Raw genomic sequence first — 19,164 nt, forward strand, 5'->3', positions numbered from 1 at the left:
AGTTTCGCCGCCACCGCCGCAAAACCACCCGCTTGCCATCCCCACCGAAACCCCTGTAGAATTACGCGTTCTGCGGGCGTCGTATAATGGCCATTACCTCAGCTTCCCAAGCTGATGACGTGGGTTCGATTCCCATCGCCCGCTCCAGTCCTTCCAAACCCTTGCCGCACATGGCCTGAAGGGTTCTCCGGCAGTCACTGCCCCTCTTCCAGCAATATCAGTGCTCGAATGTGTGCCACGGCGCATGTCCGTCGCTTCCCCATCGCAAGATCTCCCGATAGCTCGCCCACGACGTAAAGTCCGGCGCTTGCGCCATCGGCAACGCACTTCCCGCCGCCCTCACCCAACCACATGCGAACGCCGGGTCGACGCACGCAACGCCCATCTCATACCGCCCGCATCATCACGATCAGGATAGGCAAGCACAGCAGGCCATGAAGCACGATCGCGCAATAAGCAGGCATCGCATTCGCTCCGGAATCGCGGTTTGCATTCAGTAACGCACCGATCGCCCAGACGAGACCACCGAGCGAAACAATCCCGCACAGGACGACAACAGCCAGCGCGGTACCGATCGCGCCGAATCCCGACGCCCCAGCAAAGGCCTCCGGATTATTGAAGATCGAAATACCAACGATGCCGGCAATCGCGCACTCGGCGAGCGCGAGCGTCGCCGGGCCGCCACCGATCTTGCGACGCGCGGAAGTTGCTTCACTCATGGCTTTTCTCCCCAAAGGCCATCGGTCGTGGATCATGCCCACCCGTCATCTCTCACCATCGTTGCCACGGCAACCCCATGCGGAACATGACACGTCATGGCGGCCGTCATCGCTTCTTGTCGTTCTGGCCGCGAGCAATCGAAACGAAACGCGCGCCGTTCATTTTCATCAAGTTGCGCACGCGTCTCGCGCATCCGGTCATGCCGGTTGTGCGTCAGCGATTCTACTCAATCGCCCGGCAGCGGCCCATCGTCCGAACCACCACGAACCGCCCAAAGAAAAAAGGACACCCCCTCCCTCATCAGGAAAGCATGTCCAAAAACCGGTGCCGGGGAGTGCGCCGTAAGCGCCAGCACCAATCAACCCTGCGTGGTGCGAGCCCGTTGCTCAGCTACCATGCACCGCTTGCCAGGCCTCATACAGGTCCTGCCCTTCATCGCGCGCACGGTGATGGACAAGCTTCATCTCGCGCTCTTCCAGCGGACGCGCGATCTCCACATACCCGCGCGCGGCCGACAGGTCGTACGGCTCGCCGTCCTCGTTCGAGTACGCGTAATACACCTCGCTGACGCCCGCCAGATACATCGCCGACAGGCACATCGAACACGGATAACCGCTCGCGTACATCACCGAACCACTCAGGTCCGTGCTGCCGAGCGCCTTGCTCGCGGCACGCACGGCCTGCATCTCGGCATGCGCGCTCGGATCGCACGTCGCCTCCACTTCATTGACCGAACGCGCGAGCACCTTGCCGTCGCGGACGAGCACGGCGCCGAACGGCCAGGTCTTGCGCTCTCGTACGTTCTCCATCGCGAGGCGGATCGAATCGACGAGGTAGGTATCGGTTTGAGACATAGCACTTCTCCATTCAGGTGAGATCAACTGCCGCGGTACGTCGAGAACGACCACGGCGAGCAGAGCAAAGGCACGTGATAGTGCTGTGCCGGATCGAATACGGTGAAGCGAACCGGCACGACGTCGGACAGCGCACTCGCGTCCTTGAAATGCGCACCGACCGAGAAGCGCAGCTCGAACTGCCCGGCGCGCGCCGCTTCGCTGCGCAGCATCGGCGCGTCGGTTCGCCCGTCTGCATTGCTGACCGTGCGGTTCAGCAATCTGGGCGGCGTGACGCCGAGATCATAGAGTTCGATCGGTACGCCGCCGATCGGCTTGCCGGTCGTCAGGTCGAGAACATGGGTGCTGATGCCAGCCATTCGCTTGCTCCAATTCTGGTCGAGGGATCCGGAAAGAACCTGCCGCTCAGCTGCCGCGGTAGTACGTGTAGTTCCACGGCCCGAACTGCACGGGCAGGTGCAGCCGTTCCGATGCATCGGTGACGCGGAAGCGGATCGGCACCTGCGACAGGAACGACGGCGACGGCAGCCGCGCACCCTTCATCCGGAAGTAATCGTCGACCTGCATCAGCAGCTCGTAGTCGCCTGCGACGTAGGTTTCGCCGATCAGCAGCGGCTCGTCGGTCCGCCCGTTCCGGTTGATGACCGCCTTGCGGATCGGCACGGCCTCGCCCTTCTCGATCCGCGAAAACTCGACGTGCATGCCAGCCGCAGGCGCACCGTGATAGGTATCGAGCAGGTGAATGGTCAGGCGCGGGCTCGCGCCATGCTGCGAGATCGGATCGGCCGCCTGCGCGGGCTTCAGCGCATCGCCCTGCGCCGCCGACGGCGTCGCGGCCGGTGCACGGCCAGCCAGCAGCATGCCGCCGGCCGCAGCCATCGACGCCATCACGAATTGCCGGCGCTCACGCTTGATGAGTTCGCTCATGATCAGGACTCCTTCGACTTGCGTGCATGCACGATGCCGGTCACGACCAGCACGGCCGCCATCAGCTCGATCGTGGCGACGAGGTAAAGGCCCGGCGCGAGGCTGCCGGTCGCGCTCTTGACGAGCCCGAGCACATACGGCGCACCGAAGCCGGCCAGGTTCGACACCGAATTGATCAGCGCGACGCCGATCGCAGCGGCGCTGCCGGCCAGATACAGGTTCGGCAACTGCCAGAACACTGGAATCGCGCTCATCGTGCCGGCGAGCGCGACGATCATCGCGGCGATCGTGAACGCGGGTGCCACGCCCGGCATCCCGAGCAGCACGGCCATCACCGCCATCGCCAGCGCACCGCAGCCGGCCGGGATCGCGAAGTGCCAGCGCACTTCCTTGTTCCGGTCGGAACGCGCACCGTTCAGGATCATCCCGGCAGCACCGAACACGTACGCGAGCGCGGCGATCCAGCCGATCACCACCGTCGCGCCGAAGCCCGAGTCGCGGATGATCGTCGGAATCCAGAACGTCAGCGCGGAGTTCGCGCACAGCAGGCAAAAGAAGATCGCGATCAGCAGCCATACCTTCGGATTGCGGAACAGCGTGCGCCAGTCGTGGCCGCGCTCGCCGAGTTCGCGCTTGTCCGCGTCCAGCACGTTGCGCACGACCTGCTGCTCGGCAACGGACAGCCACGTCGCCTGCTCCGGCCGATCGGTCATGTAGAAGTACGCAACGATCCCGGCCAGCACCGACGGGATGCCCTCGATGACGAACAGCCATTGCCAGCCGTGGAAGCCGTGCGAACCGTCGAGCGACGTCATGATGCTGCCGGCGAGCGGGCCGCCGAGCACGCCGGCGATCGCCGACGCCGACATGAACGTGCCGAACGCCTTCGCGCGCCGCGAACTCGGATACCAGTAGGTCAGGTACAGGATGATGCCGGGATAGAAGCCGGCTTCGAACGCGCCGAGCAGGAAGCGCAGCAGATAGAACTGCGTCGGCGTCTTCACGAACGACTGCAGGATGCAGATGATCCCCCAGCCGATCGTGATGCGCATGATGGTCTTCTTCGCGCCGATCTTCTGCAGCAGCGCGTTCGACGGCACCTCGAAGAAGAAGTAGCCGAGAAAGAAGATGCCGGCGCCGAGCCCGTAGACGGCCTCGCTGAACTTGAGCGTATCGAGCATCTGCAGCTTCGCGAAACCGATGTTCACGCGGTCCAGCCACGCGAGCACCCACAGGGCGCAGAGAAACGGCAGAAGACGCCACGACACCTTGCGATAGACGCGCTCTTCAAGCGTCGGCTCGACCGACGAATAGACTGACGAATGCTGTTCCGTGACAGACACAGGTGTCTCCTGTAATGACTCGGCCGTCCTGGGCCGGCGACGCGACCGCCCGTCTCGCCGCCGCACTGCGCGGCGATCCGGTCGGGCCTCGGCGGCTTGCAAGGCCGTGATCTTGTTGTGAAGCCCGACCATATCGCAGGGGTCCGGCAGCAGACAGGTTCGGGTTGTTATAGGCCCCATAGCAAACCGCGCTACAGGCCGCCCCGTACCGCTTCGCAGGGTGTCGTCCGTCATGCGTGGCGGCGGTTTCAGCGGCATCGACGCCGGTCTCGCCCGTCTCCCGATGGCCGGGCAGGCGCGCCGTGACGTACCTCGAACCGTTGACGCCGTTCGGCACTCGACGGCAAAGTGGAGCCGGTCAACGAACCCGAATTCACCATGCGCAACGACGATCCGCTCGACACCTACCTGCTTCGCGTGCTGTGTACGCTGGTCGAGGAACGCAGCGTGTCGCGCACGGCGATCCGGCTGAACCAGTCGCAGCCCGCGCTCAGCAGCGCGCTGAAACGCCTGCGCAAGCTGTTCGACGATCCGCTGCTCACGCGCGAAAAGAACGAGATGGTGCCGACCGAGCGCGCATTGCAGCTCACGCAGGACGCGCGCGTCGCGCTCAACGCACTCGACAAGATGTTCAGCGCCGACGACGCATTCGATCCGCAGCGCTCCGACCGCACGTTCACGATCGCGATGCCCGACTACCTCGCGCCGCCGTTCTTCGCGGACCTGGCGCGGCGGTTCCGCCAGCACGCGCCGAATTCGAAGCTCGTCACGCTGCCGATGGGCGCCGAATACGACTACGAGAAGGCGCTGGCCGAAGGACAGGTCGATGTCGTGATCGGCAACTGGCCGACGCCGCCCGAGCACCTGCACATGAACGTGCTGCTCGAGGACGAAGTCGTGTGCCTGATGTCGAAGGACAATCCGCTCGCGAAGCCCGGCAGGTTGACCGCGGAAAGCTATATCGATGCGTCGCACCTGGTGCCGCTGCCCTACTCGAGCTCGCAGCGCGGTGTCGTGGAGAGTTCGCTCGCGACGTTGCGCCTGAGTCGCGGCCGGCAGATGTCCTGCCCGTACTTCAGTCTCGCGCCTTACCTCGTCAGCGAATCCGACCTGATCCTGACGACCGCGCGGCATTTCGCGGCCTACTACGCACGCCGCCTGCCGCTGCTGATCCGCCCGGCGCCGTTCAACTTTCCGCTGATGCGCTTCTATGTGCTTTGGCATCCGAACAAGCATCGCTCAAAGGCGCATGCATGGCTGCGCGGACTGTTGTCGGACAGCGGCGAGCGGCTGACGTCGATTGCCGGCGCCGCATGAAGCGCGCGCCGAAGCGGGCCCGGAACCGCCGACGTGCGGGGCCGATGCCCCGACTGGTATACGGCCAATAGGACTTGCCCCCTTCTGGTCGCACCGGCGCGATTCCTATACTCGGAACCTCCATTCCCGCTCGAAGGTTCCTCCAGACGATGTCCTCGACTTCACTCGACACCACCAAGCTCGCCGCGATCAACGCGATGGCGAAGGATCAGTTCGTTCAAGCCCTCGGCGACATCTTCGAGCACTCGCCGGACGTCGCCGAAGACGCGTGGGCCGCGCGCCCGTTCGCTTCGGTCGACGCGCTGCACGACGCAATGATGGCCAGCATCCGCGCGCGCGGCATCGATGCGAAAAAGGCGTTCTTCGATCGTCACCCCGAATTGTCGGCACAGGCCGTGCGCGGCGGCGGGCTGACGCATGCATCGGTGAGCGAACAGACGAGCGCCGGCCTCGACGCACTGACCGACGACGAGGAAATCCGCCTGCAGCGGATGAACCGCGCGTATCGCGAGCAGCACGGCTTCCCGTTCATCATCTGCGTGCGCCATTACACGAAGGCCGGCATCTTCTTCGAACTGGAAAGCCGCGTGTCGCGCGAGACCGCATTCGAACTCGATTACGCGCTGAACCAGATCAAGGCGATCACGCGCCGACGGCTCGACCAGCGCGTCGCGTGACGCGCAACGAATCCGTTCGCTGAAACGAGGGCCGAAGCGGCATGCGCTTCGGCCCTTTTTCCATATGGCCCCAACCCGACGCATGTCGACGCCGGGCCAGCCGCAGCGCGGCCACCGCCCCCGCAACCTTGCCAGTCGGATCAAACCAGTCCATAATCCGGCTCTTTCCGGTTGGCTGAACGGGAAATCCTTAAGGATCAACGGCTTGACGGCGTATCGCCGCTCCCGTCGCCACGTTCCGCAACCGCGCGCCAGCCGCCTCGTCGAAGGCGGCTTTTTTGTACCGCGCTGGCGCGTCCCGCGCGCCCGATGCCCTCGCCCGCAACCGAGCCTTTCTCAGTACCGATGATGCACGACGATCCGAACGAAGCCGGCCTGACGCCGCACGACGACGCCATTCCCGACGAAGCCGCCGAAGGCGCCGACGCAGTCAACCCGCTGCACCACCGCCGCATCCGCAGCTTCGTGACCCGCGCCGGCCGCGTGTCGACCGGCCAGCGCCGCGCGCTTGACGACCTCGGCCCGCGCTTCGTCGTCCCATATGCGCCGGCACTGCCCGACTGGGATGCCGTGTTCGGCCGCAGCGCGCCGCGCATCCTCGAGATCGGTTTCGGCATGGGCGCGTCGACCGCGGAAATCGCCACGCACCGCCCGGGCGACGACTTCCTCGGCGTCGAAGTGCACGAGCCGGGCGTCGGCGCGTTGCTGAAGCTGATCGGCGAGCAGGACCTGCCGAACATCCGCATCATCCAGCACGACGCGGTCGAAGTGCTCGAGCACATGCTCGCGCCGGAAAGCCTCGACGGCGTGCACATCTTCTTCCCCGATCCGTGGCACAAGGCGCGCCATCACAAGCGCCGGCTGATCCAGCCGCCGCTCGTCGCGCATCTCGCGTCGCGCCTGAAGCCGGGCGCATACATCCACTGCGCGACCGACTGGCAGAACTACGCTGAACAGATGCTGGAAGTGCTCGGCGCGGAGCCGACGCTCGAGAACACGGCCGCCGACTACGCACCGCGCCCCGACTACCGCCCGGTGACGAAGTTCGAGCGACGCGGGCTGCGGCTCGGCCACGGCGTGTGGGACCTGGTGTTCCGCAAGCGCGCAGGCTGAGCGACTCGCCCCTGCCCTGAATGGAAAAAGGCCCGACCGGCATCTGCCGATCGGGCCTTTTTTATCGGTGGCGCACCGGCCGCCGTATCGGCATCACGCCCAGTTGAGCCAGCCGCTGTAACCAACCAGCAGCACGAACAGCCCGAACGCGATCCGGTACCACGCGAACACCGTGAAATCGTGCGTCGCGACGTAGCGCAGCAGCCAGCGCACGCACACGAACGCGCTGACGAACGCCGCGACGAGCCCAAGCGCGAACAGGCCGAGCGAATCGACGGTGAACGCCTGCCAGTCCTTCACGGTTTCATAGAGCGTCGCGCCGAAGATGATCGGGATCGCGAGAAAGAACGAGAATTCGGTGGCCACACGCCGGTCGAGACCGAACAGCATCCCGCCGATGATCGTCGAGCCCGAGCGCGACATGCCGGGCACCAGCGCGAAGCACTGTGCGAGGCCGACCTTCAACGCATCGAGCGGCGTCAGCGCATCGACCGACATCACACGCGGCGGCTCGCTGCGTTCGCGTTGCCGCGCCTCGGCCCACAGGATGATCGCCCCGCCCACGACGAGCGCGAACGCAACGGGCACCGGCGAGAACAGCACGGCCTTGATCTTCTTCTCGAACAGGAGGCCGAGCGCGATCGCGGGAATCGTCGCGATCACGACGTTCAGCGTGAAGCGCCGCGCGTCGGGCCGGCTCGGCAGCCCGGACACGATGGACGCGATCCGTTGCCGGTATTCCCAGCAGACCGCGAGAATCGCGCCGAACTGGATCACGACGTCGAAGGTTTTCGCGTGCGAATCGTTGAAATTCAGGAAGCTGCCCGCGACGATCAGGTGACCGGTGCTCGACACCGGCAGGAATTCCGTCAGCCCCTCGACGACGCCGAGGATCAATGCCTTGCAGATCAGGATCCAGTCCATCCGTGGCCCAACTCCGAAATGGTCGAAAGAAAGGGCCACTCTTCCACGCGCGGCCCGCCCGGCCACGCGCGGTCCGTCGTCACTTTTCGACGATCGCCACGCGTATGCCGTTTGTAAGAATCGTAATTGTACCGGGTTCGTAGTTCACCCCGGCAAATTGCAGCTGTTCGGGCTTGAACGTGTAGATCGGATAGTTGGTCAGCAACTGCGTCGCGAGCAGGCCGGCGGCCGCGCCGACCTGCTGCGCATACATCTGCGCGTCGCCGTCGAGCACGAGGCTGTCGACGGCCGGCGCCTTCAGCACGACCGAGCGGCTCGGCGCGTCGTACGCGAGCTGGCCCGACACGGTGAACTTGCCGCTGACGGGCGCGCGCAGGAACGGGCTCGCGAAATGCGCGTCGAGCTGCACGGCGACGCGGTTCTGGTCGGGCAGCAGGTTGACGGCCGGGTTCGCGAGCGACACGTCGACGACCTGCGCGACCGTCTTCTGGTACGGAAACTTGCGCCCGACGGCCTTCTGCACGTCGCCGCGCGAGAACGTGTAGTGATCGGGGATGAACGGGAACGTCGACGCGCAGGCAGCGAGCGAGATGCACACGCCGACGGCGCCGATGGATGCGGCAAGGAAACGGCGCCGGCCGGGCGCGCGAGGTGCGGTCATGCTGAACTCTCTCCTGTATGCGACGACGGCTGCGTCGCGGCCTCGAGGCGCGTGAGCCACGCGAGCGCGTCGTCGCGCGACGCGCCGCACATGTCGGCGGACGGCTGCAACCCGGAACAGCACGCGGGGCGCTCGGGCCGGCCGAAGATCATGCAGCGCAGGTCGTCGCCGAGCTGTACGCAGCGCACGCCGGCCGGCTTGCCGCCGGGCATGCCCGGAATCGGGCTGGAAATCGACGGCGCGATGCAGCACGCACCGCAGCCCTCGCGGCACGCATGCGGCGGCGGGACGTCGGCGGGCGCCGGGCGGACAGGCAATTCGACGGACACTCGGCTCTCTCGACAAACAACAAAAACGGTGCGGCAACCGGACGCGGCGTCCGACAGCCCCACCCCGCATTGTGCCATCGCCGGCTGCGACGTTATTACACAATGCAGCCGAATCGCGCGTTTATATACTCGAAAGCATCTAAAAAGCGCGAGACCGTCATGAGTTCTGGTTCTGCCGACACAATGTTCCGTCCCGATTTGCTCGCGAAATACGGCGCGAACGGGCCGCGCTATACGTCATATCCCACCGCGCTGCAGTTCCGCGACGATTTCGACCCGGCCGACTACGTGCGTGCGGCCAGCGACCCCGGTGCGTCGTCGAGCGACCTGTCGCTGTACTTCCACATCCCGTTCTGCAACACCGCGTGCTTCTACTGCGGCTGCAACAAGATCGCGACCAACAACCACCGCCGCGCCCGCCCGTATCTCGACCAGCTCAAGCGCGAGATGGCGCTGCAGGCCGCGCTGTTCGATCCGTCCCGCCCCGTCACGCAGCTGCACTGGGGCGGTGGCACGCCGACCTTCCTGTCCGACGACGAAACGGCCGAGCTGATGGCCGCCACCCGCGAGCACTTCGCGCTCGCGCCGGACGCCGACGCCGAGTTCTCGATCGAGATCGATCCGCGCACGGTCACGCCCGCGACACTCGTGCACCTGCGCACGATCGGCTTCAACCGGCTGAGCCTCGGCGTGCAGGATTTCGATCCGGCCGTCCAGCAGGCGATCAACCGCATCCAGCCGCTCGCGATGACGGCCGACCTGCTCTCCGCCGCGCGCACGACGGGCTTTCATTCGGTGAGCGTCGACCTGATCTACGGGCTGCCGCACCAGACCGTCGCCGTGTTCGCGCGCACGCTCGAGACGATCATCGAGCTCGCGCCCGATCGCCTGTCGGTGTTCGGCTACGCGCACATGCCGCACCTGTTCAAGATGCAGCGGCAGATCGACGATGCGACGCTGCCGCCGCCCGAAACGCGCATCGCGCTGCTCGGCCTCGCGATCGACATGCTGACGTCCGCCGGCTACGTGTACATCGGGATGGACCACTTCGCGCGGCCGTCCGACGAGCTCGTGCGCGCGCAGCGCAACGGCACGCTGCAGCGCAATTTCCAGGGCTACAGCACGCGCGCGGATACCGATCTCGTCGGCTTCGGCGTGTCGTCGATCGGCAAGGTCGGCGACGTCTACGCGCAGAACGCGAAGGATCTGCCCGCCTATGGCGCCGCCCTCGACGCGGGCCGGCTGCCGATCGCGCGCGGCGTGCGGCTCACGCCCGACGACCGGCTGCGCCGCGACGTGATCACGCAACTGATGTGCAACCTCGACCTGCCGTTCTCGCACGTCGAAGCCGCGCACGGCATCCGCTTCGCCGATCATTTCGCGCGCGAGCTCGACGCGCTGCGCCCATTCGAGCGCGACGGGCTGTTGACGATCGCGCGCGACCGCCTGACGATCCATCCGGCCGGCCGGATGGTCGTGCGCAACATCGCGATGGCATTCGACGCGTATCTCGGGCAGACGCAGCAGCAGCGCTATTCGAGCACGGTCTAGGGCCGATCGGGCCAAGGCCGCGCGCAGGCGGCCGGTTTGATACAGTGTGGGGCTTACGTTCCGCCAGAACCCGCACGATGCGCACCACCAAAGCGACCTACGCGGTCGAACGCCTGAAGACCCGCTCCGGCAACCCGCAATTCGCGGCCGTCGCGATGGCGGGCGGCCTGTTCTATCTCGTCGACCGCTCCGGCGGTACCGCCGAGAAGCGCTGCGAGCCGCTGCCGCTCGACGAGTTCGTCAAGTTCGTCGACGAATTCGGCCCCAAAAAGCCGCGCAAGGCGAGCAAGCTCGACCTCGCATTCGAGGCGCAGATCAAGAAGAGCAAAGGGTAAAGGTCTGTTGCAGGCCGCCTGAAGGCTTCCCAGCCGCCCCGTTTGGTACAATCACGAAGTTTCTCTATCCCCGCTGATGGCCGACCAGGCTGCGTGACCACACCATGAATATCGAAAACGCGCGTTTCAACATGATCGAACAGCAGATCCGGCCGTGGGACGTGCTGGATCTGGACGTCCTGGGCCTGCTGTCGATCGTCAAGCGTGAAAACTACGTTCCGGCCGCATACCGCGATCTCGCGTTCGCCGACCTCGAACTGCCGCTGCCCAGCGGCAACAGCAAGATGCTGTTCCCGCGCGTCGAAGCGCGCGTGCTGCAGGAGCTGACGGTCAAGAAGCACGAGAACGTGCTCATCGTCGGCGCCGGCTCGGGCTACCTCGCCGCACTGTTCGCGCACCGTGCACAGCACGTGACGGCCGTGGAAATCGATCCGACCAACGCGAAATTCGCGGAAGACAACCTGCGCAACGACGGCGTGACCAACGCGGAAGTCGTCCTCGGCGACGGTTCGCGCGGCTGGGCCGGCAAGGCGCCGTACGACGTGATCTGCGTCGCGGGCGGCCTGCCCGTCGTGCCGCAGGAAATGCTCGAACAGCTGAAGGTCGGCGGCCGCCTGTCGGCATTCGTCGGCGGCCGTCCGGTGATGAAGGCGCAGATCATCACGCGCATCGACGACAAGCAGTACCGCGTCGCCGACGTGTTCGAAACGTACATCGACCACCTCGTCAACGCGATCGAGCCGTCGCGCTTCAAGTTCTGAGCAGCGGAGCCTCCATGCAGATCCTGACGCCCGCGATGCTCGCGGAATGGCTCGGCGATTCGACGCGCCCGGCACCGGTCGTGCTCGACGTGCGTGAGCCGTGGGAAATCGCGACCGCGCAGATCGCCGGCAGCGTGTCGATCCCGATGCAGCAGATTCCCGCGCGCAGCGAAGAGCTCGACGATGAAACGGAAATCGTCTGCGTGTGCCATCACGGAATGCGCAGCGCACAGGTCGCGATGTTCCTCGAATCGCGCGGCTTCACGAAGCTGTACAACCTGCAAGGCGGGATCGACGCGTGGTCGCGCGACGTCGATCCGTCCGTGCCGCGTTACTGACCTGTCCGGCGGCGCATCGCGCGCCGCCCCGCCGCCCGGCATACTGCCGCCGGCCGCACTGATCCGCCGAACGGGCACGCATCGCGTGCCCGTTTCTCTTTTCCGCCCCGCTCCGTCTCCCTCCGCACGCCGCCGATGACGCGCAATGGCGCCGCGCCCCCGACCGTGCACCATTTGCGCCCGCGCGCCTGCACCGCAACGGACCGCGGATGCTGCACGACGCATCATCCGCACCACCCCGACGCTCCGGAACACCCCGCACAGGCACGCCCGGCGTGCATCCGCGCGACTGGCACATGCCTTGCGTTACACGATGGCAGGCGCCGCCACGGCGCACGCGCATCCAACACGACAAGGGGATCCCGATGAAACGTCGCAGTCTGTTGAAGTTCGGTTCGATGGCCGGCGCGCTCGCGCTGGCGGGCAAGAGCCCGTTCGCGCACGCGGCCGATGCGGGCACCGGCCCGATCAAGGTCGGCATCCTGCATTCGCTGTCGGGCACGATGGCGATCTCGGAGACGTCGCTGAAGGACACCGCGCTGATGACGATCGCCGACATCAACAAGAGCGGCGGCGTGATGGGCCGCAAGCTCGAGCCCGTGGTGGTCGATCCCGCGTCGAACTGGCCGCTGTTCGCCGAGAAGGCGCGCCAGCTGCTCACGCAGGACAAGGTTGCGTGCGTGTTCGGCTGCTGGACGTCGGTGTCGCGCAAGTCCGTGCTGCCGGTGTTCGAGGAGCTGAACGGGCTGCTCTACTACCCGGTGCAGTATGAGGGCGAGGAAATGTCGCGCAACGTGTTCTACACGGGCGCCGCGCCGAACCAGCAGGCGATTCCGGCCGTCGAGTACCTGATGGGCGCGGAAGGCGGCGGCGCGAAGCGCTTCTTCCTGCTCGGCACCGACTACGTGTATCCGCGCACGACCAACAAGATCCTGCGCGCATTCCTGAAATCGAAGGGCGTGAAGGATGCCGATATTCAGGAGGTCTACACGCCGTTCGGCCACAGCGATTACCAGACCATCGTCGCGAACATCAAGAATTTCTCGCAAGGCGGCAAGACGACCGTGATCTCGACGATCAACGGCGACTCGAACGTGCCGTTCTACAAGGAACTCGGCAACCAGGGGATCAAGGCGACCGACGTGCCGGTCGTCGCGTTCTCGGTCGGCGAGGAAGAACTGCGCGGGATCGACACGAAGCCGCTCGTCGGCCACCTCGCCGCGTGGAACTACTTCATGTCGGTGAAGAACCCGACCAACACGAAGTTCAAGGACCAGTTCGCTGCATGGGTGAAGGCGAACAACCTGCCGGGCGGCGCGAAGCGCGTGACCAACGACCCGATGGAAGCGACCTACGTCGGCATCCACATGTGGAAGCAGGCCGTCGAGAAGGCGAAGAGCACCGACGTCGACAAGGTGCGCGTCGCGATGATCGGCCAGACCGTCGCCGCGCCGTCGGGTTTCACGCTCGCGATGGACGGCAACCACCACCTGCACAAGCCGGTGATGATCGGCGAGATCCGCGGCGACGGGCAGTTCAACGTCGTGTGGAAAACGAAGACCGCGGTGCGCGCACAGCCATGGAGCCCGTTCATTGCCGGCAACCAGGGCAAGCCGGACATCGTCACGTCGATCCCGGCATTCCTGCGCCGGCAGCGCACGGCGCTGGCCTGACGCGATGCAGGGGCGCGCGCACCGGCGCGATGCCCCGCCCGCACGCATGCACCGATGCGCCGGCCGGCACATCGGTGCATGAATCCGCCTCCCTACGCCGACAGGATCTCCCGATGCCTACACGCTTTCGCCGCGCCTCCGTCGCGATCGTCGCGTGCGCCGCCCTTGCGGGCATGCTGCCGCACGCCGCATTCGCGCTGACGGCGGCCGATACCGCCGCGCTCGCCGGCGACGACTTCGACGCGAAGACGTCCGCGATCGAGCGTCTCGCCGCCGACGCCGATCCGCGCGCCGTCGCGGTGCTCAATGCACTGTCGAGCGGCGACGCGCTCGCGACCGGCGACGGCCGCCTGCTGATCCAGACCGGCGACACCGCACACGACGCGCTCACGCAGGCCGCGACGCCGGCCGGCGATGCGCAGCCCGTGATGCTGAACAACCTGCTGCGCACGAAGATCGCGGGCGCGCTGTCGGGCCTTGCGCTCGCGTCGCCCGATGTCGCCGCGCGACGCGACGCGATCGATGCGCTGCTGAAGTCGCCCGACCCCGCGCTCAAGCCGATGATCGACCGCGCCCGCGCGAAGGAAACCGACCCCGCGTTGAAGCGCCGCCTCGACGCACTGTGGGCGATCGCCGCGCTGCACGATGCCGATCCGGCGAAGCGCCTCGAAGCCGTGCAGGTGGTGGCCGCGCGCCGCGACCTCGACATGATCGAACAACTGCGCCCGCTCGTCGCGAAGAATGCCGACGGCAGCTACGCGGAACCCGACGCGCGTGTGCGCGACGCCGCGCAGCAAGGACTCGACGCACTGCACACGCTGCAGCGCCGCGGCGAGATCGTCGGCACCTTGTTTGCGGGCCTGTCGCTCGGCAGCGTGCTGCTGCTCGCCGCGCTCGGCCTCGCGATCACCTACGGGCTGATCGGCGTGATCAACATGGCGCACGGCGAATTCCTGATGATCGGTGCATACGCAACCTATGTCGTGCAGACGCTGATCCAGCGCTATGCGCCCGGCGCATTCGACTGGTATCCGCTCGTCGCCGTGCCCGTGTCGTTCGTCATGGCCGCACTCGTCGGCATCGTGCTCGAACGTCTCGTGCTGCGGCACCTGTACGGCCGCCCGCTCGAAACGCTGCTGGCGACGTTCGGCGTGAGCCTGATCCTGATCCAGGCGACGCGCATGCTGTTCGGCGCGCAGAACGTACAGGTCGTGAATCCGTCGTGGATGAGCGGCGGCGTGACGGTGATGCAGAACCTGATCCTGCCGTACAACCGGCTCGCGATCCTCGCGTTCGCGCTCGCGGTGGTCTTCGTCGCCTGGGCTGTACTGACGAAGACGCGGCTCGGCCTGTTCGTGCGCGCGGTCACGCAGAACCGCCGGATGGCCGCATGCGTCGGCGTGAAGACCGCCCGCGTCGACGCGTATGCGTTCGCGTTCGGCGCGGGCATCGCTGGCCTCGGCGGCTGCGCGTTGTCGCAGATCGGCAACGTGGGCCCCGACCTCGGCCAGAACTACATCATCGATTCGTTCATGGCGGTTGTGCTCGGCGGTGTCGGGCAGATCGCCGGCACCGTGCTCGGCGGCTTCGGGCTCGGCCTTGCGAGCAAGGCGATCGAGCCGTTCTGGGGCGCCGTGCTCGCGAAGATCGCGGTGCTCGTGATGATCGTGCTGTTCATCCAGAAACGCCCGCAGGGCATGTTCGCCCCGAAGGGCCGCAGCGCGGAGGCTTGACGTGACTTCATTCACCGATTCGCTGTCGAACCCGGTCGCCGACTCACCCAAGCCCGCTGCCGCCGCCCGCGCGGCCGACGGCTTCGCGCTCGGCCTGCCGCCGCGCCCGGCGCTGCTGTCGCGCCGCGCATGGCTCGCGCTCGTCGCGCTGTGCATCGCGATCGGCATCGGCGTGCCGCTCGCCGCGCTCGTCGCGCCCGAGGCGAGCGCGTTCCATCTGTCCGCATACGCGATGACGCTCGCCGGCAAACTGATGTGCTACGCGATCGCCGCGCTCGCGCTCGATCTCGTGTGGGGCTACTGCGGAATCCTGAGCCTCGGCCATGGCCTTTTCTTCGCGCTCGGCGGCTATGCGATCGGCATGTACCTGATGCGCGAGATCGGCCGCGACGGCAAGTACGGCAGCGACCTGCCCGACTTCATGGTGTTTCTCGACTGGCACCAGTTGCCGTGGTACTGGAGCGGCACGCAGCACCTCGCGTGGGCGCTCGCGCTCGTCGTGCTCGTGCCGGCCGTGCTTGCCTGGGTATTCGGCTTCTTCACGTTCCGTTCCCGCGTGAAGGGCGTATACCTGTCGATCATCACGCAGGCGCTGACGTTCGCCGCGATGCTGCTGTTCTATCGCAACGAGACGGGCTTCGGCGGCAACAACGGCTTCACCGACTTCAAGCGCATCGCGGGCTTCGCGATCACGTCGCCCGGCACGCGCACGGTGCTGTTGCTGCTGACGTTCGCCACACTCGTGCTGTCGTTCATCGCCGCGCGCGCGATCGTCACGAGCAAGCTCGGGCGCGTCGTCACCGCGGTGCGCGACGGCGAGACGCGGCTGATGTTCCTCGGCTACAGCCCGCTCGCGTACAAGCTGTTCGTGTGGACCGTGTCGGCCGTGCTGTGCGGCATCGCCGGGGCGTTGTACGTGCCGCAGGTCGGCATCATCAATCCCGGCGAGATGTCGCCCGGCAACTCGATCGAAATGGCGATCTGGGTCGCGGTGGGCGGACGCGGCACGCTGATCGGGCCGATCGTCGGCGCGTTCGCCGTGAACGGCGCGAAGAGCTTCTTTACCGCTTACTTCGCCGAATACTGGCTGTTCTTCCTCGGCCTGATCTTCGTGCTCGTGCCGCTGCTGCTGCCGCGCGGGATCATGGGCCTCGTCGAAACCTTGATCGCGAAAGGGAAACGCGCATGAACGGAACGGCCCTGTACCAGTTCACGCCGCCGCCCGAAGACGAACTGCTCGCCGTCAGCGGCACCGCGTCGATGGGGCGCGTCGTGCCGCAAGGCATCGACACGTCGCACGGCACGATCCTCTACCTCGAGGATATCGAGGTGAGCTTCGACGGCTTTCGTGCGCTGAAGAAGCTGTCGCTCGCGATCGACGCGGGCGAGCTGCGCTGCGTGATCGGCCCGAACGGCGCGGGCAAGACGACGATGATGGATGTCGTCACCGGCAAGACGCGACCCGACGCCGGCAGCGTATTTCTCGGCCAGACCCTCGACCTCTCGCGGATGAGCGAGCCCGAGATCGCACGCGCGGGCATCGGCCGCAAGTTCCAGAAGCCGACCGTGTTCGAACAGCATCCGGTGTGGGAAAACCTCGAACTTGCGATGCAGACCGACAAGGGCTGGCTCGCATCGCTGCGCGCGCGGCTCGACCGCTCGGCGCAGGCGAAGATCGAGGAGACGCTCGCGTTGATCGGCCTCGAAAGTCACGCATACCGTGCGGCCGGCGAACTGTCGCACGGGCAGAAGCAGCGGCTCGAGATCGGCATGCTGCTGATGCAGCGCCCCGCCCTGCTGTTGCTCGACGAGCCGGCGGCCGGGATGACCGACCACGAGACGATGGAACTTGCCGAACTGCTGAACACGCTGCGCGGCACCTGCTCGATGATGGTCGTCGAGCACGACATGGAATTCGTCGCGGCGCTCGCGGGCGACACGGGCCGCGTGACGGTGATGGCCGAAGGCGCGGTGCTCGCGCAGGGCACGCTCGACCAGGTCAAGCGCGACGACGCGGTGATCGAGTCTTATCTCGGACGATGATGCGATGCTGAAGATCGAAGCACTGAACCAGTACTACGGCGGCAGCCACATCCTGCGCAACGTGAACCTCGCCGCCGACGACGGCAAGCTCACCGTGCTGCTCGGCCGCAACGGCGTCGGCAAGAGCACGTTGCTGCGCTGCCTGATGGGTGTCGTCGCCACGAAAAGCGGCAGCGTGTCGTGGCGCGGCACCGCGCTCGGTGCGCTGCCGCCGTATGCGCGCGTCGCGGCCGGGCTCGCGTACGTGCCGCAGGGTCGCGACATCTTTCCGCGGCTGACCGTCGAGGAAAACCTGCTCGTCGGCGCGGCGAGCCGCAAGGCGCCGTCGAAGGTACCCGACCGCATCTACGACCTGTTCCCGGTGCTGAAGGACATGCGCGCGCGGCGCGGCGGCGACCTGTCGGGCGGCCAGCAGCAGCAACTCGCGATCGGCCGCGCGCTGATGAGCGAGCCGCAGTTGCTGATCCTCGACGAGCCGACCGAAGGCATCCAGCCGTCGATCATCCAGGACATCGGCCGCACGCTGCGCCAGCTCGTCGACGAATCGAGGATGACCGTGCTGCTCGTCGAACAGTATTACGACTTCGCGCAATCGATCGCGGACAGCTACTGGGTGATGAGCCGCGGCGAGATCGTCGCGGGCGGCGACGCGCGCGACATGGAGACGAACGGCGTGCGCGAACTGATCGCGGTGTGACGCGCGGCACGGCGGTAGGCACCGCGGTAGGCACGGCGGCAGGCACGGCAACGGGTACCGGCGGCCGGTTCGCGACGCGCCCGCACGCGGCGCTTCCAACGAACGCGGCATCTGCATTATTGTTCCGGTAGCATCCACGTTCCTCGCGCCCGTTTCCCTCGTTTCCCGTTCGCCGCCGATGTCCGCCCCCGATTCGCACGCCCCGCTGTCCCGCCCCGCCGTCGCCAAGTCGTGGCGCGGCCGCCTCGAACTCGGCTTCGAGCGGCACGGCGCGCGCACGACACTCGCGCACCGGCTGCATGACGGCCCGCTGCGCGTGCAGCGGCCGCTGTATCCGGAAGGCGACGCGATCTGCCATGCGGTGATCGTCCATCCGCCGGGCGGCGTCGCGGGCGGCGATCGGCTCGACATCGACATCGCGCTCGGCGACGGCACGCATGCGGTTTTGACGACGCCCGGCGCGACCAAGTGGTACAAGTCGAACGGCCTCGATGCGACGCAGCGCATCGGCATCACGGTCGGCCGTGATGCGAAGCTCGACTGGCTGCCGCAGAACAACCTGTTCTTCGACGCATCGCATGCATCGCTCGATTTCACGGTGACGCTCGGCGCGGGCGCGAGCGCGATCGGCTGGGACGCGACGCAGCTCGGCCGGCAGGCAGCAGGCGAAACCTGGTCGGCAGGACGCATCGCGTCGACCTCGGCGCTCGTCGATGCCAACGGCCGGCCGCTTTGGACCGAACGCGCGCTGCTCGACGCACACGATCCGCTGCGCGGTGCGCTGCAGGGCCTCGCCGGCTTTCCCGCATACGGCACGCTGTGGGCCGTCGGCGCCGCGTGCGACGCCGCGCTGGCCGAGTCGCTCGCAACGCGGATGCCGTTCGACGACACGCTGCGCGCGGGCGCGACCTGCGTGACACCGGGCGTCGTGCTCGTGCGCGCACTGTCGACATCGATGGAAGCGCTGCAGCGCCACTTCACCGACTGCTGGCTGCATCTGCGCCCGATCGTGCACGGCGTCGACGCACGACCGCTGCGCCTCTGGCAAACCTGAGCGCGTTCGCGCCGCGCACCGTTTCGGCGCAGCGCTGCATCAAACGCTGCACGTTACCCATGCACGGCGCACCACGAACGCGCATCGCGCACCATGCGGCAGGCATGGCACGCG

General features: G+C 66.7%; 21 protein-coding genes and 1 tRNA gene. 14 read left to right on the forward strand and 8 right to left on the reverse strand.

What is annotated here, in order from left to right:
• Positions 1–72 precede the first annotated feature (72 nt).
• Positions 73–147, forward strand: a tRNA-Gly gene (locus U5809_RS08905).
• A gap of 239 nt (positions 148–386) precedes the next feature.
• Here U5809_RS08905 and U5809_RS08910 read toward each other — a convergent pair.
• The 5 genes from U5809_RS08910 to U5809_RS08930 form a co-directional block, all read right to left on the reverse strand.
• Positions 387–719 carry a hypothetical protein gene (locus U5809_RS08910; RefSeq protein WP_322086199.1) on the reverse strand — a complete coding sequence of 111 codons (333 nt, stop codon included), beginning with the start codon at positions 717–719 and terminating at the stop codon, positions 387–389.
• A 387-nt stretch (positions 720–1,106) separates the two neighbouring features.
• Positions 1,107–1,574: a nucleoside deaminase gene (locus U5809_RS08915; protein WP_322086200.1), complete on the reverse strand. Its 468-nt coding sequence runs from the start codon at positions 1,572–1,574 to the stop codon at positions 1,107–1,109.
• 23 nt (positions 1,575–1,597) lie between these two features.
• The gene (gene uraH / locus U5809_RS08920; protein WP_322086201.1) at positions 1,598–1,933 is read right to left on the reverse strand and encodes a hydroxyisourate hydrolase; all 336 of its coding nucleotides are present in this window, start codon (positions 1,931–1,933) and stop codon (positions 1,598–1,600) included.
• A gap of 46 nt (positions 1,934–1,979) precedes the next feature.
• Complete coding sequence (uraH, locus tag U5809_RS08925; RefSeq protein WP_322086202.1) at positions 1,980–2,501, reverse strand: hydroxyisourate hydrolase; 522 nt, start codon at positions 2,499–2,501, stop codon at positions 1,980–1,982.
• 2 nt (positions 2,502–2,503) lie between these two features.
• Positions 2,504–3,844 carry an MFS transporter gene (locus U5809_RS08930; RefSeq protein WP_322086203.1) on the reverse strand — a complete coding sequence of 447 codons (1,341 nt, stop codon included), beginning with the start codon at positions 3,842–3,844 and terminating at the stop codon, positions 2,504–2,506.
• 378 nt (positions 3,845–4,222) lie between these two features.
• Between U5809_RS08930 and U5809_RS08935 the strand changes: the two genes are divergently transcribed.
• The 3 genes from U5809_RS08935 to trmB all read left to right on the forward strand — a co-directional run bounded on the left by U5809_RS08935 (position 4,223) and on the right by trmB (position 6,951).
• Positions 4,223–5,161 carry a LysR substrate-binding domain-containing protein gene (locus tag U5809_RS08935; protein WP_282506898.1) on the forward strand — a complete coding sequence of 313 codons (939 nt, stop codon included), beginning with the start codon at positions 4,223–4,225 and terminating at the stop codon, positions 5,159–5,161.
• A gap of 149 nt (positions 5,162–5,310) precedes the next feature.
• Positions 5,311–5,838, forward strand: coding sequence for a 2-oxo-4-hydroxy-4-carboxy-5-ureidoimidazoline decarboxylase (uraD, locus tag U5809_RS08940; protein WP_176049374.1), 528 nt, complete (start codon positions 5,311–5,313; stop codon positions 5,836–5,838).
• A gap of 345 nt (positions 5,839–6,183) precedes the next feature.
• The gene (gene trmB / locus U5809_RS08945; RefSeq protein ID WP_322086204.1) at positions 6,184–6,951 is read left to right on the forward strand and encodes a tRNA (guanosine(46)-N7)-methyltransferase TrmB; all 768 of its coding nucleotides are present in this window, start codon (positions 6,184–6,186) and stop codon (positions 6,949–6,951) included.
• A gap of 93 nt (positions 6,952–7,044) precedes the next feature.
• Here trmB and U5809_RS08950 read toward each other — a convergent pair whose 3' ends face one another.
• The 3 genes from U5809_RS08950 to U5809_RS08960 all read right to left on the reverse strand — a co-directional run bounded on the left by U5809_RS08950 (position 7,045) and on the right by U5809_RS08960 (position 8,865).
• Positions 7,045–7,875: an undecaprenyl-diphosphate phosphatase gene (locus tag U5809_RS08950; RefSeq protein WP_282506896.1), complete on the reverse strand. Its 831-nt coding sequence runs from the start codon at positions 7,873–7,875 to the stop codon at positions 7,045–7,047.
• Positions 7,876–7,954: 79 nt separating this feature from the next.
• Positions 7,955–8,536, reverse strand: coding sequence for a DUF1439 domain-containing protein (locus tag U5809_RS08955; RefSeq protein WP_322086205.1), 582 nt, complete (start codon positions 8,534–8,536; stop codon positions 7,955–7,957).
• Positions 8,533–8,865, reverse strand: coding sequence for a YkgJ family cysteine cluster protein (locus tag U5809_RS08960; RefSeq protein ID WP_282506894.1), 333 nt, complete (start codon positions 8,863–8,865; stop codon positions 8,533–8,535). Before U5809_RS08960 ends, U5809_RS08955 begins: the two co-directional genes overlap by 4 nt.
• A gap of 159 nt (positions 8,866–9,024) precedes the next feature.
• Here U5809_RS08960 and hemN point away from each other — a divergent pair, with 159 nt between their 5' ends.
• The 10 genes from hemN (at position 9,025) to U5809_RS09010 (ending at position 19,050) form a co-directional block, all read left to right on the forward strand.
• A complete protein-coding gene (hemN, locus tag U5809_RS08965) occupies positions 9,025–10,416 on the forward strand; it encodes an oxygen-independent coproporphyrinogen III oxidase (RefSeq protein WP_322086206.1) in 1,392 nt (463 codons plus the stop codon).
• A 77-nt stretch (positions 10,417–10,493) separates the two neighbouring features.
• Positions 10,494–10,751 (forward strand): hypothetical protein, encoded by a 258-nt coding sequence (locus U5809_RS08970; RefSeq protein ID WP_034182921.1) that lies wholly within the window; start codon positions 10,494–10,496, stop codon positions 10,749–10,751.
• 104 nt (positions 10,752–10,855) lie between these two features.
• On the forward strand, positions 10,856–11,512 hold the full coding sequence (locus U5809_RS08975; RefSeq protein WP_322086207.1) for a protein-L-isoaspartate O-methyltransferase: 657 nt from the start codon (positions 10,856–10,858) through the stop codon (positions 11,510–11,512).
• A 14-nt stretch (positions 11,513–11,526) separates the two neighbouring features.
• Complete coding sequence (locus tag U5809_RS08980; protein ID WP_322086208.1) at positions 11,527–11,850, forward strand: rhodanese-like domain-containing protein; 324 nt, start codon at positions 11,527–11,529, stop codon at positions 11,848–11,850.
• Between the two features lie 365 nt (positions 11,851–12,215).
• Entirely contained in the window at positions 12,216–13,523 is a 1,308-nt protein-coding gene (urtA, locus tag U5809_RS08985) for an urea ABC transporter substrate-binding protein (RefSeq protein ID WP_322086209.1), read from the forward strand.
• Between the two features lie 113 nt (positions 13,524–13,636).
• The gene (gene urtB, locus U5809_RS08990) at positions 13,637–15,256 is read left to right on the forward strand and encodes an urea ABC transporter permease subunit UrtB (RefSeq protein ID WP_322086210.1); all 1,620 of its coding nucleotides are present in this window, start codon (positions 13,637–13,639) and stop codon (positions 15,254–15,256) included.
• 1 nt (position 15,257) lies between these two features.
• Positions 15,258–16,445 carry an urea ABC transporter permease subunit UrtC gene (gene urtC / locus U5809_RS08995; RefSeq protein ID WP_282506888.1) on the forward strand — a complete coding sequence of 396 codons (1,188 nt, stop codon included), beginning with the start codon at positions 15,258–15,260 and terminating at the stop codon, positions 16,443–16,445.
• Complete coding sequence (urtD, locus tag U5809_RS09000; RefSeq protein ID WP_282506887.1) at positions 16,442–17,299, forward strand: urea ABC transporter ATP-binding protein UrtD; 858 nt, start codon at positions 16,442–16,444, stop codon at positions 17,297–17,299. The genes urtC and urtD overlap by 4 nt, the downstream gene beginning before the upstream one ends.
• A gap of 4 nt (positions 17,300–17,303) precedes the next feature.
• Positions 17,304–17,996, forward strand: coding sequence for an urea ABC transporter ATP-binding subunit UrtE (urtE, locus tag U5809_RS09005; protein ID WP_322086211.1), 693 nt, complete (start codon positions 17,304–17,306; stop codon positions 17,994–17,996).
• Positions 17,997–18,174: 178 nt separating this feature from the next.
• Entirely contained in the window at positions 18,175–19,050 is an 876-nt protein-coding gene (locus U5809_RS09010; protein WP_322086212.1) for an urease accessory protein UreD, read from the forward strand.
• The last annotated feature ends 114 nt before the right edge of the window (positions 19,051–19,164 follow it).

The organism is Burkholderia sp. BCC1999, from assembly GCF_905339975.1.
Taxonomy (GTDB): Bacteria; Pseudomonadota; Gammaproteobacteria; order Burkholderiales; family Burkholderiaceae; genus Burkholderia.